Annotated in this window: 14 protein-coding genes; 6 read left to right on the top strand and 8 right to left on the bottom strand. The window is 69.5% G+C overall.

Translation table 11 applies throughout. The features are described 5' to 3' along the window. Nucleotides 1–26: 26 nt before the first annotated feature. The 4 genes from ABEG18_RS12505 to ABEG18_RS12490 form a co-directional block, all read right to left on the bottom strand. Nucleotides 27–2114 (bottom strand): molybdopterin-dependent oxidoreductase, encoded by a 2088-nt coding sequence (locus ABEG18_RS12505; protein ID WP_406858384.1) that lies wholly within the window; start codon nt 2112–2114, stop codon nt 27–29. A gap of 30 nt (nt 2115–2144) precedes the next feature. Next, a complete protein-coding gene (locus ABEG18_RS12500; RefSeq protein WP_406858383.1) occupies nt 2145–2531 on the bottom strand; it encodes a hypothetical protein in 387 nt (128 codons plus the stop codon). Between the two features lie 85 nt (nt 2532–2616). Beyond that, nucleotides 2617–3039 carry a nucleoside-diphosphate kinase gene (ndk, locus tag ABEG18_RS12495; RefSeq protein ID WP_406858382.1) on the bottom strand — a complete coding sequence of 141 codons (423 nt, stop codon included), beginning with the start codon at nt 3037–3039 and terminating at the stop codon, nt 2617–2619. A 142-nt stretch (nt 3040–3181) separates the two neighbouring features. After that, nucleotides 3182–3883 (bottom strand): aquaporin, encoded by a 702-nt coding sequence (locus ABEG18_RS12490; protein WP_406858381.1) that lies wholly within the window; start codon nt 3881–3883, stop codon nt 3182–3184. Between the two features lie 91 nt (nt 3884–3974). Between ABEG18_RS12490 and ABEG18_RS12485 the strand changes: the two genes are divergently transcribed. Further along, nucleotides 3975–4511 carry a DinB family protein gene (locus ABEG18_RS12485; RefSeq protein WP_406858380.1) on the top strand — a complete coding sequence of 179 codons (537 nt, stop codon included), beginning with the start codon at nt 3975–3977 and terminating at the stop codon, nt 4509–4511. 264 nt (nt 4512–4775) lie between these two features. Here ABEG18_RS12485 and purN read toward each other — a convergent pair whose 3' ends face one another. Further along, complete coding sequence (gene purN, locus ABEG18_RS12480; protein ID WP_406858379.1) at nt 4776–5426, bottom strand: phosphoribosylglycinamide formyltransferase; 651 nt, start codon at nt 5424–5426, stop codon at nt 4776–4778. Next, a complete protein-coding gene (purM, locus tag ABEG18_RS12475) occupies nt 5423–6508 on the bottom strand; it encodes a phosphoribosylformylglycinamidine cyclo-ligase (protein ID WP_406858378.1) in 1086 nt (361 codons plus the stop codon). The genes purN and purM overlap by 4 nt, the downstream gene beginning before the upstream one ends. 138 nt (nt 6509–6646) lie before the next feature. Here purM and ABEG18_RS12470 point away from each other — a divergent pair, with 138 nt between their 5' ends. From ABEG18_RS12470 to ppx, 5 genes are all read left to right on the top strand, one after another. Further along, nucleotides 6647–7186, top strand: a complete 540-nt coding sequence (locus ABEG18_RS12470; RefSeq protein ID WP_406858377.1) for a CDP-alcohol phosphatidyltransferase family protein — start codon at nt 6647–6649, stop codon at nt 7184–7186. After that, a complete protein-coding gene (locus ABEG18_RS12465) occupies nt 7162–8346 on the top strand; it encodes an AI-2E family transporter (protein ID WP_406858376.1) in 1185 nt (394 codons plus the stop codon). Before ABEG18_RS12470 ends, ABEG18_RS12465 begins: the two co-directional genes overlap by 25 nt. A gap of 2 nt (nt 8347–8348) precedes the next feature. Beyond that, nucleotides 8349–9038 carry an HdaA/DnaA family protein gene (locus ABEG18_RS12460; RefSeq protein ID WP_406858375.1) on the top strand — a complete coding sequence of 230 codons (690 nt, stop codon included), beginning with the start codon at nt 8349–8351 and terminating at the stop codon, nt 9036–9038. A gap of 300 nt (nt 9039–9338) precedes the next feature. Then, nucleotides 9339–11540, top strand: coding sequence for an RNA degradosome polyphosphate kinase (locus ABEG18_RS12455; RefSeq protein WP_406858601.1), 2202 nt, complete (start codon nt 9339–9341; stop codon nt 11538–11540). Between the two features lie 13 nt (nt 11541–11553). Further along, a complete protein-coding gene (gene ppx / locus ABEG18_RS12450; RefSeq protein ID WP_406858374.1) occupies nt 11554–13062 on the top strand; it encodes an exopolyphosphatase in 1509 nt (502 codons plus the stop codon). Here the strand turns inward: ppx and ABEG18_RS12445 are convergent. Then, complete coding sequence (locus ABEG18_RS12445; protein WP_406858373.1) at nt 13028–13360, bottom strand: hypothetical protein; 333 nt, start codon at nt 13358–13360, stop codon at nt 13028–13030. The two genes, ppx and ABEG18_RS12445, sit on opposite strands and share 35 nt — an antisense overlap. Before the next feature lie 80 nt (nt 13361–13440). Continuing rightward, on the bottom strand, nt 13441–14586 hold the full coding sequence (gene rnd, locus ABEG18_RS12440; RefSeq protein ID WP_406858372.1) for a ribonuclease D: 1146 nt from the start codon (nt 14584–14586) through the stop codon (nt 13441–13443). Nucleotides 14587–14663: the final 77 nt, after the last annotated feature.

Genomic DNA, 14663 nt, shown 5'->3' with positions numbered 1-14663 from the left:
CACCCTTCGCAAGTGCACGCGTTACGTCAAGTCTTCACCACACGCACGCGATTGTCGTGGAACGCCGCGCCGCCGAAGGGCGCCGGCGCGTCCGCGCCCGTGAGGTGGTTGATGCCCTTGCCGTCCGGATAGGCGCTGTCCGGCCAGATCGATTCCGCCACCAGGACGCCGCGCCGGACCCCGTCGAACAGGCGCGCGGCGATGCGCACCGCGCCGCGGTGGTTCTCCAGCGTCACCTCTTCGCCGTCGGCGACGCCGAGTTCGGCCGCGTCGGCGGGGTGGATCATGACCGTGGGGCGCTTCTCGTTGCTCAGCGAGGTCGGCGTCTCGTTGAAGCTCGTGTTCAGGAAGTTGCGGGCCGGGCTGGTCGCCAGCCGGAACGGGTGTTCGGGCGTGGCCTGCTCGATCACCGCCCAGTGGTCCGGGAGGGCCGGCATGTCGGCGATGGGGCCCATCGGCCCGTCATTCGAGAAGGGCACCTTGGGCCAGTCGGGCTTGAAGCGGAACTTGCGGTCCGGCCAGGCGAAGCCGTCCAGGTAATGCGCCTGCTCGAAGGGCGGCTGGGCGTCGATCCACTTGCCCGCCTCGAGCTCCTCCAGGGTTCCCCAGCCCGATTGGCGCAAGGTCCAGTCGATGATCTCGCGCGGCGTCATGTCGAAGCCGCGGTGGCGCGCCCCGACCCGCGCCGCGATGGAGGAGACGACCTCGTGGTTGGAGCGGCATTCGCCCGGCGGGTCGACCAGCTTTCCCCCGAACATGATGTATTGGTGCCCGCCGCCCTGGTAGAGGTCGTCGTGCTCCATGAACATCGTGGCCGGCAGGACGACGTCGGCGAGCCGGGCCGTCTCGGTCATCACCTGCTCGTGGACGCAGACGAAGAGGTCCTCCCGGGCGAAGCCCTGCTTGACGAGGCCCTGCTCGGGCGCGACCGCGGCCGGGTTGGTGCTCTGCACGAACAGCGCCTTGACGGGCGGCCCGCCCTTGAGGGCGTCCGGATCCCCGGTGAGGATGCGCCCGATCTTCGACTGGTCGAGCTTGCGGACGGACGGGTCATAGGCGTCGAGGCCCTCGATGAGGGACTTGCGCCAGTGATAGATCGCGCCGTTGTTGTGGAAGGCGCCGCCGCCCTCGTGCAGCCACGCGCCCGTGACGGCCGCGATGCAGGACGCGGCGTGCATGTTCACCGCGCCGTTGCGCTGCCGGGAGAAGCCGTAGCCCAGCCGGAAATAGGTCCGCGGCGTGCGGCCCACGAGATGCGCGAAAGCCTCGATCTCCTCGACGGGCAGGCCCGTGATGGCGGAGGCCCATTCGGGCGACCGCGTCCGCAGATGGTCGCGCAGCTCCTCCGGGGCGTCGGTGTAGCGGCGCAGATAGTCCCAGTTCGCCAGCCCGTCGCGAAAGAGCACGTGCATCACCGCGCAGGCGAGCGCGCCGTCCGTTCCGGGCCGCAGGCAGAGCGCCATGTCGGCCTGCTTCATGGTGGCGTTCTGGTACACGTCGACGACGACGATCTTCGCCCCGCGCTCCTTGCGGGCCCGGACGGCGTGGGTCATCACATTGACCTGCGTGGACACCGCATTGGTGCCCCAGATCACGACGCAGTCGGACTTGCCCATCTCGCGCGGGTCGGGCCCTGCCAGCTTGCCCGTGCCGGCGATGTAGCCCGGCCAGGCGAGGTTGATGCAGATGGTGGAGTAGAAGCCCGAATAGCGCTTGGCGTGGGTGAGGCGCTTGACGCCGTCGCGCATCACCAGGCCCATGGTGCCGGCGTAGTGATAGGGCCAGACGGATTCGGCCCCGAACTCGCGCTCGGCCCTCAGGAAGTTCTCGGCCACCACGTCGAGCGCCTCGTCCCAGGACGCGCGCCGGAACTGGCCGGAGCCCTTGGGGCCGACGCGCAGAAGCGGGTGGGTGACGCGGTCCGGGTGGTGGACCCGTTCGGCGTAGCGGGCCACCTTGGCGCAGATCACGCCCGCCGTGTAGGCCTGGTCCGGCGCGCCATAGACCCGGCCGACGCGCGCGCCGTCGACGATCTCGACCTCCAGCGCGCAGGCGGACGGACAGTCATGCGGGCAGACGGAAGGACGACGGGTGACGGCGACGGGTGCGTTCATGTCGGAGCCTGGCGATGACGCCAGACGACATCACGCAGCCCGGCGAATGTCCATGATGATCCGCCAGGCGTCCTGCCGGCAGAGGTCGATGAGGGCGGTCCGGCGTTCGCCGTCGCCCAGATGAGGCAGCGCCCCGTCGATCCGCTGCACCGCCTCTCCGGTGATATGGTCGAGCACGACGAGGCTCGGGATCGTGCTCCAGGCCATCTCGCAGGCCAGGAAGCGCAGGTCGTTGACCAGCTTCTCCACGAAAGAATCGGTCGCTATCTCCTCGGCCTGCTCCGCTCCCCTGAGCCGCTGCGCGGCCCGAAGCAGCATGTCCCGCGCCATGGACGCCCAGTCGAGCGACGCTCCGTCCGCGCGGGCGACGTCGAGCCGCGTCAGCTCTTGTTTGGTGAAATCCAGTGCCGGGGGCATGGCGGGAACCCTCTGGTGGTCCCCGCCAGCAGATTTCCGACGCTTGATTCTCTCAACCAACCGTCAGTTGCAATTTCGGTTGTAGTCAGCCGACGATCTCGTTCCCGGCGAAGAACTGCGCGATCTCGACGGCCGCGGTCTCCGGAGCGTCCGAGCCATGGACCGAGTTCTCGCCCACCGACTTGGCGAAGAGCTTGCGGATGGTGCCGTCGGCGGCGTTGGCCGGGTTCGTGGCGCCCATCACTTCGCGGTACTTGGCGATGGCGTTCTCGCCTTCCAGCACCTGCACCACGACGGGCGCGGAGATCATGAAGTCGACGAGCTCGCCGAAGAAGGGCCGCTCCTTGTGGACGGCGTAGAACGTCTCGGCCTGCTGGCGGGTCATCTGGATCCGCTTCTGGGCCACGATGCGCAGGCCGGCGGCCTCGATGACGGCGTTCACGGAACCCGTCAGATTGCGCTGCGTGGCGTCGGGCTTGATGATCGAAAAAGTGCGCTCGAGCGCCATGACGAATTGTCTCCTGATGGATTGTCCGCCGGATTGCGGCGGCGACGGCCGTGCGGCGCCCGGCTTATACAAGCGGCGGCGCCGGGCCACAAGGAGACGTGCGAGACCGCGACGCGCCGGGCGCGCCGCGGCCGGTTCGCCGTCAGTCGGCCAGGGCCCGATTGCGGAACAGGGCGCCGGCCGCAAGGCCGCCGAGGACGGGCGCGACGATGAAGAGCCACAGCTGCGCCAACGCCTGGCCGCCCACGAAGAGCGCCGGCCCGAAGGAGCGGGCCGGGTTCACCGACAGGCCCGTGATGGCCACGAACGGCAGGTGCAGGACCAGGAGCGTGATGCCGATGGCCAGCCCGGCGACCGGCGTGGCGCCGATCTTCGAGGTGGAGCCGAGGATCACGACCGTGAACAGGAAGGTGGCGACGACCTCGCTGACGAAAGCCGAGAAGACGCTCCAGTCCGCTCCCCAGCCGTTCTGGCCGAGCCCGGACTGGGCCAGGTCGTAGCCGCCCTTGCGGCCCATCAGGATGACGACGAGGAGCCCGGCGCCCAGCACGGCCCCGATCACCTGCGCGGCGACGTAGCGCAGCGCGTCGCCGCCGGTCATGCGTCCGGCCGACCACACCGCCGCCGTGACGGCCGGGTTGATGTGGCATCCCGAAATCGGGCCGATGCCGTAGGCCATGGCCGTCACCGTGAAGCCGAACGCGATCGCGATGGGCAGAATGGCGAGAGGCCCGCTGGGAACGCCGCCGCCGAGCACCGTTCCGAGGCCGCTGACCGCGACGGCGCCGCAGCCGATCAAGACAAGCGCGGCCGTGCCGAGCCCTTCCGCCAAATATCGTTTCATCTGTTCCCCTCCAACGACTCCGGGGTAGCATCCCGCATCGAAGCCAAGCTCCAGCGTAGACCCGGCCCGTCGGATTGACAAAGGTCCTCAGATGAATCGCCTGCGCATTCGCTCCTTCGCCGGCTACAACGCCTGGGCCAATCGTCGCCTCTACGACGCGGCGGCGCAGCTCGAGGACGCGGATTACCGCGCCGACAGGGGAGCGTTCTTCCGGTCCGTGCACGGAACACTGAACCATCTGCTGGTGGCGGATCGCATCTGGATGCGGCGTTTCACGGGCGAGGGCGACGCGCCGAAGCGGCTGGACGTCATCCTGTACGACCGGCTGGAGGATCTGAGGCTGGCGCGCGAGGCGGAGGACGCCCGGATCGTCGCCTTCGCGCGGGGACTGACCGAGGAGACGCTCGCCGGGTCCATCCGCTATGCGCGAGTGACGACGGGCGAGGTCTTCGCCCAGCCGCTAGCGCCCGCCCTGGACCACTTCTTCAACCACCAGACGCACCATCGCGGCCAGGTCCACGCCCTCCTGACGGGCCTCGGCGTCGAGGCGCCCGAACTCGACCTGTTGTTCTACCACCGCGACAGCGGCGAGGGAGCGTCGGTGAAGGTCGCCGACGTCAGGTCGTAAAAGAAGTCGCCCAGCTCGGTTTCGTCCAGCACCATGGGCGAGGGCCCATGTGAGATCCGCCGCACCGCGACGTCGATCGTGAGCGCCGTTCCACCCAGAAGGGCGACCACCGCGAGGATCATCGAAAACGCAGACCAGTGTCTGTGCCGCATCGTGCTCTGCCCCGAATCACCTTGCTTTTGCAAGGAGTTGACTGATGAACTCGCCGAAAGCCGGCAGGATCATGGCAACCCAGAGGCGCAATGAGGCGTGTGGCGACTTCGGTCAATCCAGCAAAGGGCTGACAAGGGCGGGCTGGGGTTTTCCGCCGGCGACGCGTACCCGCTGGCCCTCGCGGCGGGCCCGGCCGCCGGCCGCGAGCGACAGGCCGAAGGGGTAGAGCGCGTGCTCGGCCTGGAGCACCCGCGCGCCGAGCGTCTCGGCGGTGTCGTCGTCCAGGACCGGAACGGCGGCCTGCGCGATGATGGGGCCGGCGTCGAGCTCGGGGACGACGTAATGCACCGTGCAGCCATGGATGCGCACGCCTTCGGCGAGCGCGCGCTCATGCGTGCGCAGTCCGCGGAACGCGGGCAGCAGGGACGGGTGGATGTTGATCAGACGGTCTTCCCAGCGAGCGATGAAGCCTGCGGTGAGGATGCGCATGAAGCCGGCGAGACAGACGAACTCGACGCCGTGGGCCTGAAGCTGCGCCTGCATGGCCGCCTCGAAGCCGTCCCGGTCGGGATGGGACCGGTGGTCCACGACCGCGGTGGGCACGCCCGCCTGCGACGCTTTGTCCAGGCCGCCCGCGCCGGGACGGTTGGACAGGACGAGCGCGATCTCGGCCGGGAAGGACGGATCCCGCGCGGCCTGGATCAGCGCCTCCATGTTGGAGCCGCGGCCCGAGATCAGGATCGCGGTGCGCCGGCGTGTCATGGGTTCGGCAGGGCCAGGTCGAGCTGACCCTTGTAGACCACGGCCTGGCCGTCCTTGCGCGGCGCGAGGCGCCCCAGGCGCACGGGCTCTTCGCCGGCCTGCTCGAAGGCGGCCGTGACGGCGTCGGCCTCCGCGGCCGCGACGACCACCACCATGCCGATGCCGCAGTTGAAGGTGCGCAGCATCTCCGCCTCGGTCACCCCGCCGACGGCGGCGAGCCACTTGAAGACCGGCTGCGCCGGCACGGCCGAGAGCTCCACCACCGCGGCGAGGCCGTCGGGCAGCACGCGCGGGATGTTGTCCGGGAAGCCGCCCCCGGTGATGTGGGCCAGGGCCTTGATTCCCGTGGTGCTCCTCAGCGCGGCCAGGATCGGCTTCACGTAGAGGCGCGTCGGCTCGAGGAGGGCCGCCCCGATGGCCTGCTCGGGCTCGAAGGGCGCCGGGGCCTCCCAGGGCAGGCCGCTCAGGTCCACGATGTGGCGGACGAGCGAGAAGCCGTTTGAGTGCAGGCCCGAAGAGCGCAGGCCGATGAGGACGTCGCCGTCGGCGATGTCGGGGCGGGGCAGCAGCGTCCCGCGCTCGGCGGCGCCCACCGCAAAGCCCGCGAGGTCGTAGTCGCCTTCGTTGTAGAGGCCGGGCATTTCGGCCGTCTCGCCGCCGATCAGGGCGCAGCCGGCCTCCCGGCAGGCTTTCGCCACGCCCGCGATGACCTGCGCGCCGACATGCGGGGCGAGCTTGCCGGTGGCGAAATAGTCCAGGAAGAACAGCGGCTCGGCGCCCTGCACCACGAGGTCGTTGACGCTCATGGCGACGAGGTCGACCCCGATCGTGTCGTGCTTGCCGGTCTCGATCGCGATCTTGACCTTGGTGCCGACGCCGTCATTGGCCGCGACCAGCACCGGATCCTTGAAGCCGGCGGCCTTGAGGTCGAACAGGCCGCCGAAGCCGCCGATCACGGCGTCGGCGCCCGGGCGCGCGGTGGCGCGCACGAGCGGCTTGATCGCCTCGACCATGGCGTTCCCGGCGTCGATGTCGACGCCCGCTTGCGCGTAAGTCAGTCCGCCGCCCTTGTCGGTCGCCATGGAAGTCCTCCGTCCTGCGGGCGGAGTAAGCCGCCAGGGGCGGGCTGGCAAGGGGCGCGGCCCGCTTGCCTGTGAGGACCGCCGCTCTTGCGCGGGCGAAAGCTCGCGAAAGGCGCCCCGGTCGCCTAAGCTTTGATCATGCGCGTCGTGAACATCCCGAATCTGATCACCATCGGCCGGTTCCTGCTGGTTCCGTTCGTGGTGGCGATGATCGGCCAGTCCGAATGGACCCTCGCATTCGTCGCCTTCGCCATCGCGGGCGTCTCCGACGCGGTGGACGGCTACATCGCCCGGCGCTTCGACATGCGCTCCGAGCTGGGCGCCTATATGGACCCGCTCGCCGACAAGGCGCTGCTGGTCTCCATCTACGTCTCGCTGGCCATCGTGGGCCAGTTGCCAGGCTGGCTCGCCATCGTGGTCGTGTCGCGCGACATCATGATCCTGGGCGCGATCATCCTGTCCTGGCTGATGGGCAAGCCCATCGCGATCAATCCGTCGCGGCTGTCCAAGGCGAACACCACGGCGCAGATCGCCTTCGCGGCGGTGATCCTGGGGTCGCTCAGCTCCGGCTTCCACGAATCCCGGCTCGTCGAGGTCGGCATGGCGGTCGTGGCCTGCTTGACGATCGCATCGGCGGGCGCCTATCTCGCACGATGGCTGAAACACATGGCGTCGTGATCGCCCCCTATGATCGCCCGGCCGTCCAGCCGGCCGACGTGACGCCGGACGTCTCCGAACGGCCGATGTCGCTGCAGCGGCAGGCGGCGTTCTGGCTGGTCGCGCTCGGGGTCGCGGGCCTGTGCATCTACGTGTTCAGCGGCATCCTGCTGCCCTTCGTGGCCGGGCTGGCGCTCGCCTATTTCCTCGACCCGCTGGCCGACCGGCTGGAGCGGCTGGGCTGCAGCCGGCTCTGGGCGTCGGTGGCCATCCTCGGCCTTTTCGTCTTCGTCTTCGTGGTGGCGATGCTCCTGCTCCTGCCGGTGCTGGCCAGCAATCTCGCCGATTTCGCCGAGAAGGTGCCGGGCTACGCGCAACGGCTGCAGCAGCTCGTGGCCGAACGCGGCCGCCCCCTGCTGGAGCGCTTCGGCGGGACCGTCGCGCCCGACCTGCAGAACTCGCTGGGCGATTTCATCGGCAAGGGCATCGCCTGGCTGGGCGACGTGCTGAAGTCGCTGTGGAGCGGCAGCCAGACCCTGATCGGGCTCGTCTCGCTGCTCGTGGTGACGCCCGTGGTGGCCTTCTACCTGCTGGTGGACTGGGACCACATGATCGAGAAGGTCGACAGCTGGGTTCCTCCCCGCCATCGGATGACGGTCCGCGGGCTGGCCCGCGAGATCAACGACGCCATCGGCGGCTTCATCCGCGGGCAGTCGCTGGTGTGCCTGCTGCTGGGCACGTGGTACGCGGTCGGCCTGCTCCTCTGCGGGCTGAATTTCGGCTTCCTGATCGGCATGCTGGCGGGGCTGATCTCGTTCATTCCCTATGTGGGGTCGCTGACCGGCCTCGTGCTGGCGGCGTCGGTCGCCATCGTGCAGTTCTGGCCCGACTGGGTGATGGTGGGCGCCGTGCTGGCGGTGTTCTTCACCGGGCAGTTCCTGGAGGGCAACGTCCTGTCGCCCAAGCTCGTGGGCGAGGCGGTGGGGCTGCATCCGGTGTGGCTGATGTTCGCGCTGTTCGCCTTCGGCACGCTGTTTGGGTTCGTGGGACTGCTCCTGGCCGTGCCGCTGGCGGCGACGGCCGGGGTGCTGGCGCGGTTCGGCCTGCGGCAATATCTGGCGAGCCCGATCTACACCAGCGCCGCGACGCCGCTGCGGCGCGACCCCGGGCCGGACGCCTGAGCGTGACCGAAAAGCCTCGCCAGCTCGCGCTGGACCTGCCCGTCGACGCCGGGCTCGACGTCGAGGACTTCCTCGTCAGCGCCTCCAACGAAGCGGCCTTCGACGTTCTCGAGCGTTGGCCGGACTGGCCAGATTCCGTGCTCCTGCTGATCGGGCCGCCGGGCTCCGGCAAGAGCCACTGCGCCGCCATCTGGGCCAAGCGCAGCCATGCCTGGACGGTCGCCCGCGCCGCGCTGCGCCTGCCCGACGTGCCCCACCTGGCCTCGGCCGGCGCGCTGGTGATCGAGGATTGCGACGCCATGCAGGGGCAGGAGGACGCGCTGTTCCACCTCCTCAACATCGCCCGGGAGCGCAAGTCCTCGCTGCTGCTGACCGCCCGCACGCCGCCCTCCGACTGGGGGCTGGCGACGGCGGACCTGCTGTCCCGGCTGCGCCTGGCCCCCACGGCGACCTTGGGCGAGCCCGACGACGCGCTGGTCCGCGCCGTGCTGGTGAAGATGTTCATCGAGCGCCAACTGGTGGTCGACACCTCGGTGGTGGAGTACCTGGCGCTGCGGATCGACCGCTCGATCGCGGCCGCGCAGGCGGTGGTGGAGACGCTCGACCGGGAGGGGCTCGCCCGAGGGCGCCGCATCACGCGGCCGCTGGCGGCGGAGATCCTCAAGATCCGGGACGGGGACGAGCCGGGCTGACGCGCGCCGCGCCGGCGTCGGTTGCCTGTCTTCGATTTGTCGTAGACCCTTGGGAGAAGCTGTTTGACGACCGCGAAGCGCAATCCCGGGAGACGGCGAGTGGCCTTGAAGGACGAGCAGACGACCGGTGCGGCCAAGGCCGACAGGAAGGCCGCCGCGAAGCCTGCTCCGGGAGAGGGCGCCAAGGCCGCCAAGGCGCCGCGCGCCAGGGACGCGGCGGTCGCAAACGGCGCCCCCGCCGCCAGCGTCCGGGACGCCGCCCCTAAGGCGCCGGCCGCAGCCCAGGCCGAGCTCACGCCGATGCCGGCGGCGGTCGTCTCCGAGGCGAAGCCCGCGGCCGACCTGACCGCCTCGCCCGAGCGCTTCATCAACCGCGAATTGTCGTGGCTTCACTTCAACCGGCGGGTGCTGGAGGAGGCGTCGAACCTCAGCCATCCTCTTTTGGAGCAGCTGCGGTTCCTGTCGATCTCGGCCAACAATCTCGACGAGTTCTTCATGGTCCGGGTCGCCGGCCTGAAAGGGCAGTTCAAGTCCGGCATCGTGCAGCTCTCGCAGGACGGCCTGTCGCCGGCCGAGCAGCTCGCCCGCATCGGCGAGGCCGTGACCGTGCTGGCGAGCGACCAGCAGCGCCGCTGGCGCGAGCTGCGCCATGCGCTGTTCGAGGTGGGCATCGTGCTGGTGGACGGGCCGGAGGTGACCCGCAACGAGCTCGCCTGGCTGGAGGATTTCTTCCTGCACCACGTCTTCCCGGTGCTGACCCCGCTGGCCGTCGACCCGGCGCATCCCTTCCCATTCATTCCCAATCTCGGATTCTCGCTGGCGCTGGAGCTGTTCCGGACCACGGACGGGCGATTGCTCAACGCGTTGATCCGCGTGCCCAACAAGGTGGACCGGTTCATCCGCCTGCCCGACCTCGCCGAGACCGGCGCGGTGCGCTTCATCGCGGTGGAGCAGGCGATCTCGCTGTTCATCGGGCGGCTCTTTCCGGGCTACACGGTGCGCGGGCTCGGGGGCTTCCGGGTCATCCGCGACAGCGACATCGAGGTGGAGGAGGAGGCCGAGGATCTCGTGCGGGTGTTCGAGACGGCGCTGAAGCAGCGGCGGCGCGGATCGGTCATCCGCCTGGAGGTCGAGGAATCGATGCCGGAGAACCTGCGCCAGTTCGTCGCCAAGGAGTTCGACGTGCAGCCGGAGGAGCTGTTCTTCACCGAAGGCATGCTGGCGCTGAACGACCTGTCGCAGCTCGTCGGCCTCGAGCGGCCGGACCTCAAATTCTCTCCCTACAACCCGCGCTTTCCCGAGCGCATCCGCGACCATGGCGGGGACTGCTACGCGGCGATCCGCCAGAAGGACATCATCGTCCACCACCCTTACGAGTCCTTCGACGTGGTGGTGCAGTTCCTCGCCCAGGCGGCCCGCGACCCGAACGTCGTCGCCATCAAGCAGACGCTCTACCGCACGTCGTCCGACAGCCCCATCGTGAAGGCGCTGGCGGAGGCCGCCGAGGCCGGCAAGAGCGTCACCGCGCTGGTCGAGCTCAAGGCGCGTTTCGACGAGGAGGCCAATATCCGCTGGGCGCGCGACCTGGAGCGGGCGGGCGTGCAGGTGGTGTTCGGCTTCATCGAGCTGAAGACCCACGCCAAGCTCTCGATGGTGGTGCGCCGCGAGGCGGGCCAGCTCGTCACCTATTGCCATGTGGGCACCGGCAACTACCACCCGATCACGGCGCGGGTCTACACGGACCTCTCCTTCTTCACGGCCGACCCCGTGATCGCCCGGGACGTGGCGCGGATCTTCAACTTCATCACCGGCTACGCCGAGCCGGCGGAGCTGGAGCGCATGGCGGTGTCGCCGCTGACGCTGAAGAAGAAGCTCCTGGCCCACATCGCGGAGGAGATCGCGCACGCCAAGGCCGGACGTCCGGCGGCGATCTGGGGCAAGTGCAACGCGCTGGTGGACGCGCAGATCATCGACGCGCTCTACGAGGCCAGCAAGGCGGGCGTGCAGGTCGACTTCATCGTGCGCGGCATCTGCTGCCTGCGGCCGGGCGTGCCGGGCCTCTCCGAGAACATTCGGGTGAAGTCGATCGTGGGGCGCTTCCTGGAGCATTCGCGCATCTACGCCTTCGGCAACGGCCATGGGCTGCCCCACCCGAAGGCGCATCTCTACATCTCCTCGGCGGACCTGATGCAGCGCAACCTCGACCGCAGGGTGGAGGCGCTGGCCCCCATCCTGAATCCGACCGTGCACCAGCAGGTGCTGGACCAGATCATGCTCGCCAACTTCCTCGACAACGAGCAGAGCTGGCGCGTGCTGCCGGACGGGACGAGCCAGCGGGTCTCGCCCGCCGAGGGCGAGACGCCCTTCAACGCCCACCGTTATTTCATGACGAACCCGAGCCTTTCGGGCCGCGGCAAGTCGCTCAAGAGCTCGAGCCCCAAGAGCCTGGCCGCCCAGCGGATCCGCCTGGAATCCGTGCTGGCGGGCGCCGCCGACGTTTGACCACAGGGATCCCATGCCTGAACTCGCCCAAGGCCGCCTGAAACTCGGCGCGCCTGTCGCCATCGTGGACATCGGCTCCAACTCGGTGCGCCTCGTCGCCTATGAAGGGCTGACGCGCTCGCCCACGCCCATCTTCAACGAGAAGGTGCTCTGCGGGCTGGGGCGCAACGTGCTCACCACGGGGCGGCTCGCGCAGGACGCGATGGACAAGGCGCTGTCGGCTTTGGCGCGTTTTCGCGTGCTCTGCGAAACCATGCGGATCGAGGAGGTGAGGGTGCTGGCCACCGCGGCCGCCCGCGACGCCTCCAACGGCGCGGAGTTCCTGGCCCGGTGCGAGCAGGTGACCGGGCAGCCGGTGGAGCTGATCTCGGGAAAGCGGGAGGCCAAGCTCTCGGCGCTGGGCATCGTGTCAGGCATCTGGAAGCCGGACGGCGTGGTGGGAGACCTCGGCGGCGGCTCGCTGGAGCTGATCGAGGTGAAGGGCCACAAGCTCGGCGGCGGCGTCACCCTGCCGCTCGGCGGGCTGGCGCTGCAGGACAGGTCCGGCGGGAGCATCAAGAAGGCGATCAAGCTGGTGCGCGACGCCTTCGAGGACCTGCCGCAGATCGAGGCCGCGCGGGGGAGGGCGTTCTACGCCGTCGGCGGCACGTGGCGCGCGCTCGCCCGCCTGCACATGAAGCAGCGCGGCTATCCGCTGCGCGTCATGCACAACTACGTCATCCCGGCCCGCGACGCGGCGGATTTCGCCCGTCTGGTCGAGCGCGTGGAGGCCGAGACGCTGGATTCGATCGAATCGATCTCCGCCGCGCGCCGCCCGCTGCTCGCCTACGGGGCGCTGGTGCTGGAGCAGATCATCAAGATGGCCAAGCCGTCCGAGGTGATCGTCTCCGCCATGGGGGTGCGCGAGGGCCTGCTGTTCGAGCAACTGGACGAGGCGCAGCGCGCCGAGGACCCGCTGCTGGTCACGGCGCGCGAGCTGAACGTGCTGCGTTCACGCTCGCCCCGCCACGGCGAGGAGCTCTGCGCCTGGACCGACCGGTTCATGGCGTCCAACAATCTCGACGAGACGGCGGACGACCGGCGGCTGCGGCATGCGGCCTGCCTGCTGGCCGACATCGGCTGGCGCGCGCATCCGGACTACCGCGGCGAGCAGTCGCTCAACATCATCGCGCATGCGGGCTTCGTCGGCATCGACCATCCCGGGCGCGCCTATGTGGCGCTGGCGGTGGCTTACCGTCATCTCGGATTGTCGGACGACCAGGTCAGCCCGCGGCTGCGCGAACTCGCCTCCACCCGGATGATCGACCGCGCCCGGATCCTGGGCGCGGCGATGCGGGTGGCCTATCTGGTGTCGGCCGCCATGCCGGGCGTGCTGCCCCGCACGCCGCTGGCGTGCTCGCAGGGGCGGCTGGAACTGGCGCTGCCGGAGGAGCTCGGCGCCCTCGCCAACGACCGGCTGTTCAACCGGCTGAAACAGCTGGCCCGGATCATCGGCCGGACGCCCCATATCGCAGTCGGATGAAGCGCGCCGGCCGCACGCGGATCGGCGGCTGATCCAGCGCGAGGCGCTGCGGCTCGCTGCGGCGGCGGAATACGCGTTCCGGCCCGGCGCCCCGCTCCAGCGCGGCGAGATCGAGCGGGGTGTCCTGGAAGCAACTGCCGCACATGAAGACGGGATGGCGGCGGATCCACGCGCCGCTGCGCACCAGCCCCAGGCCGCAACTCCCGCATCGCAGGGCGAATTCGCGGTGAGGACTGGCGGCCAGGAGGCGCTGGGCCAGCCTGGCTCGCGACGGCGTCAGTTCGGCCGGGGGTTCCATGCTGCGCTCCCGCAGAGGTATCCACGGCGCGATATTGCAACCTTGAGATTAACACATGGTAACTGAGACGTGGGCCGACGCTACCGGTCGACGCCGACCACCCGCCCGTTCTCGATGGCGAGAGCCAGCCGCCCCTGCTTCAGATTGAGCGCGCGAAGGCCGAAGAGTTCACGGCGCCAGCCCGACAGCGCCGGGACCTTGGCCTCGTCGTCGGCCGCGATGGCCTCCAGGTCGTCGACGGTGGCGACGATCTTGGCGGCCACGCCCTCCTGCTCGCAGGTCATCTTCAGCAGGACTTTCAGCAGCTCCACCGTGGCCTGGTTGAAGTTGCGGCGCGAGCTGCGCTCCAGCGGCGGAAGCGTGCGCGGATCGCGCTCCAGCCCGCGCTCGACGGCGGCCACGATCTCTGCGCCCGAGCGGGAGCGCTCGAAGCCGGACGGGATGGAGCGCAGATGGCCGAGCGCCTCGGGGGTCCGCGGCGCGGAGGTGGCGACGTCGATCAGGGCGTCGTCCTTGAGCACGCGGCTGCGCGGGACGTCGCGGGACTGGGCCTCGCGTTCGCGCCAGGCGGCGAGCTCGACCAGGATGGCCAACTCCTTGGCCTTGCGGATGCGCCCGCGCAGGCGCTGCCACGCGTCCTCCGGATGCGCCCGGTAGGTGGCGGGCGACGTCAGGATCTCCATCTCGTTTTCCAGCCAATGGGTTCGGCCAGATTCCTCGAGCTTTGCGTGAAGCGCGGCGTAGACGTCGCGCAGATGCGTGACGTCCGAGCGGGCGTAGACGAGCTGCGCCTCCGAAAGCGGACGCTTGGACCAGTCGGTGAAGCGGGAGGACTTGTCGACCCGCGCCTTGGCGAGGTCATGCGCGAGCTGCTCGTAGGAGACGCTGTCGCCATAGCCGCAGACCATGGCGGCGATCTGGGTGTCGAACAGGGGCGTGGGGATGCATTCGCCCATGTTCCAGAGGATTTCGAGATCCTGCCGGCCGGAATGGACGACCTTCACCACCGCCTTGTCGCGCATCAGGTCGAGGAAGGGGGCGAGATCCAGGCCGGGCGCCAAGGGATCCACCAGCACCACGTCCTCGGGACTGGCGAGCTGGATCAGGCACAGCTTCGGGTAATAGGTCGTCTCGCGCATGAACTCCGTGTCGAAGGTCACGAAGGGGTGGCGGGCGAGCCGCGCGCAGGCGGAGGCGAGGGCGTCGGTTGTGGTGATCAAAGGCATGGCTGGCCCTGATAGCGCAGCAGGGCCTGGGACGCCAGTGCGCGCCGGCCCGCTTCTTGACAAAGACGGGGGCGTGT

This window comes from Alsobacter sp. KACC 23698, from assembly GCF_045348435.1.
Classification (GTDB): domain Bacteria; phylum Pseudomonadota; class Alphaproteobacteria; order Rhizobiales; family Beijerinckiaceae; genus Alsobacter.
This window is presented reverse-complemented; position numbering and strand designations above follow the sequence as displayed.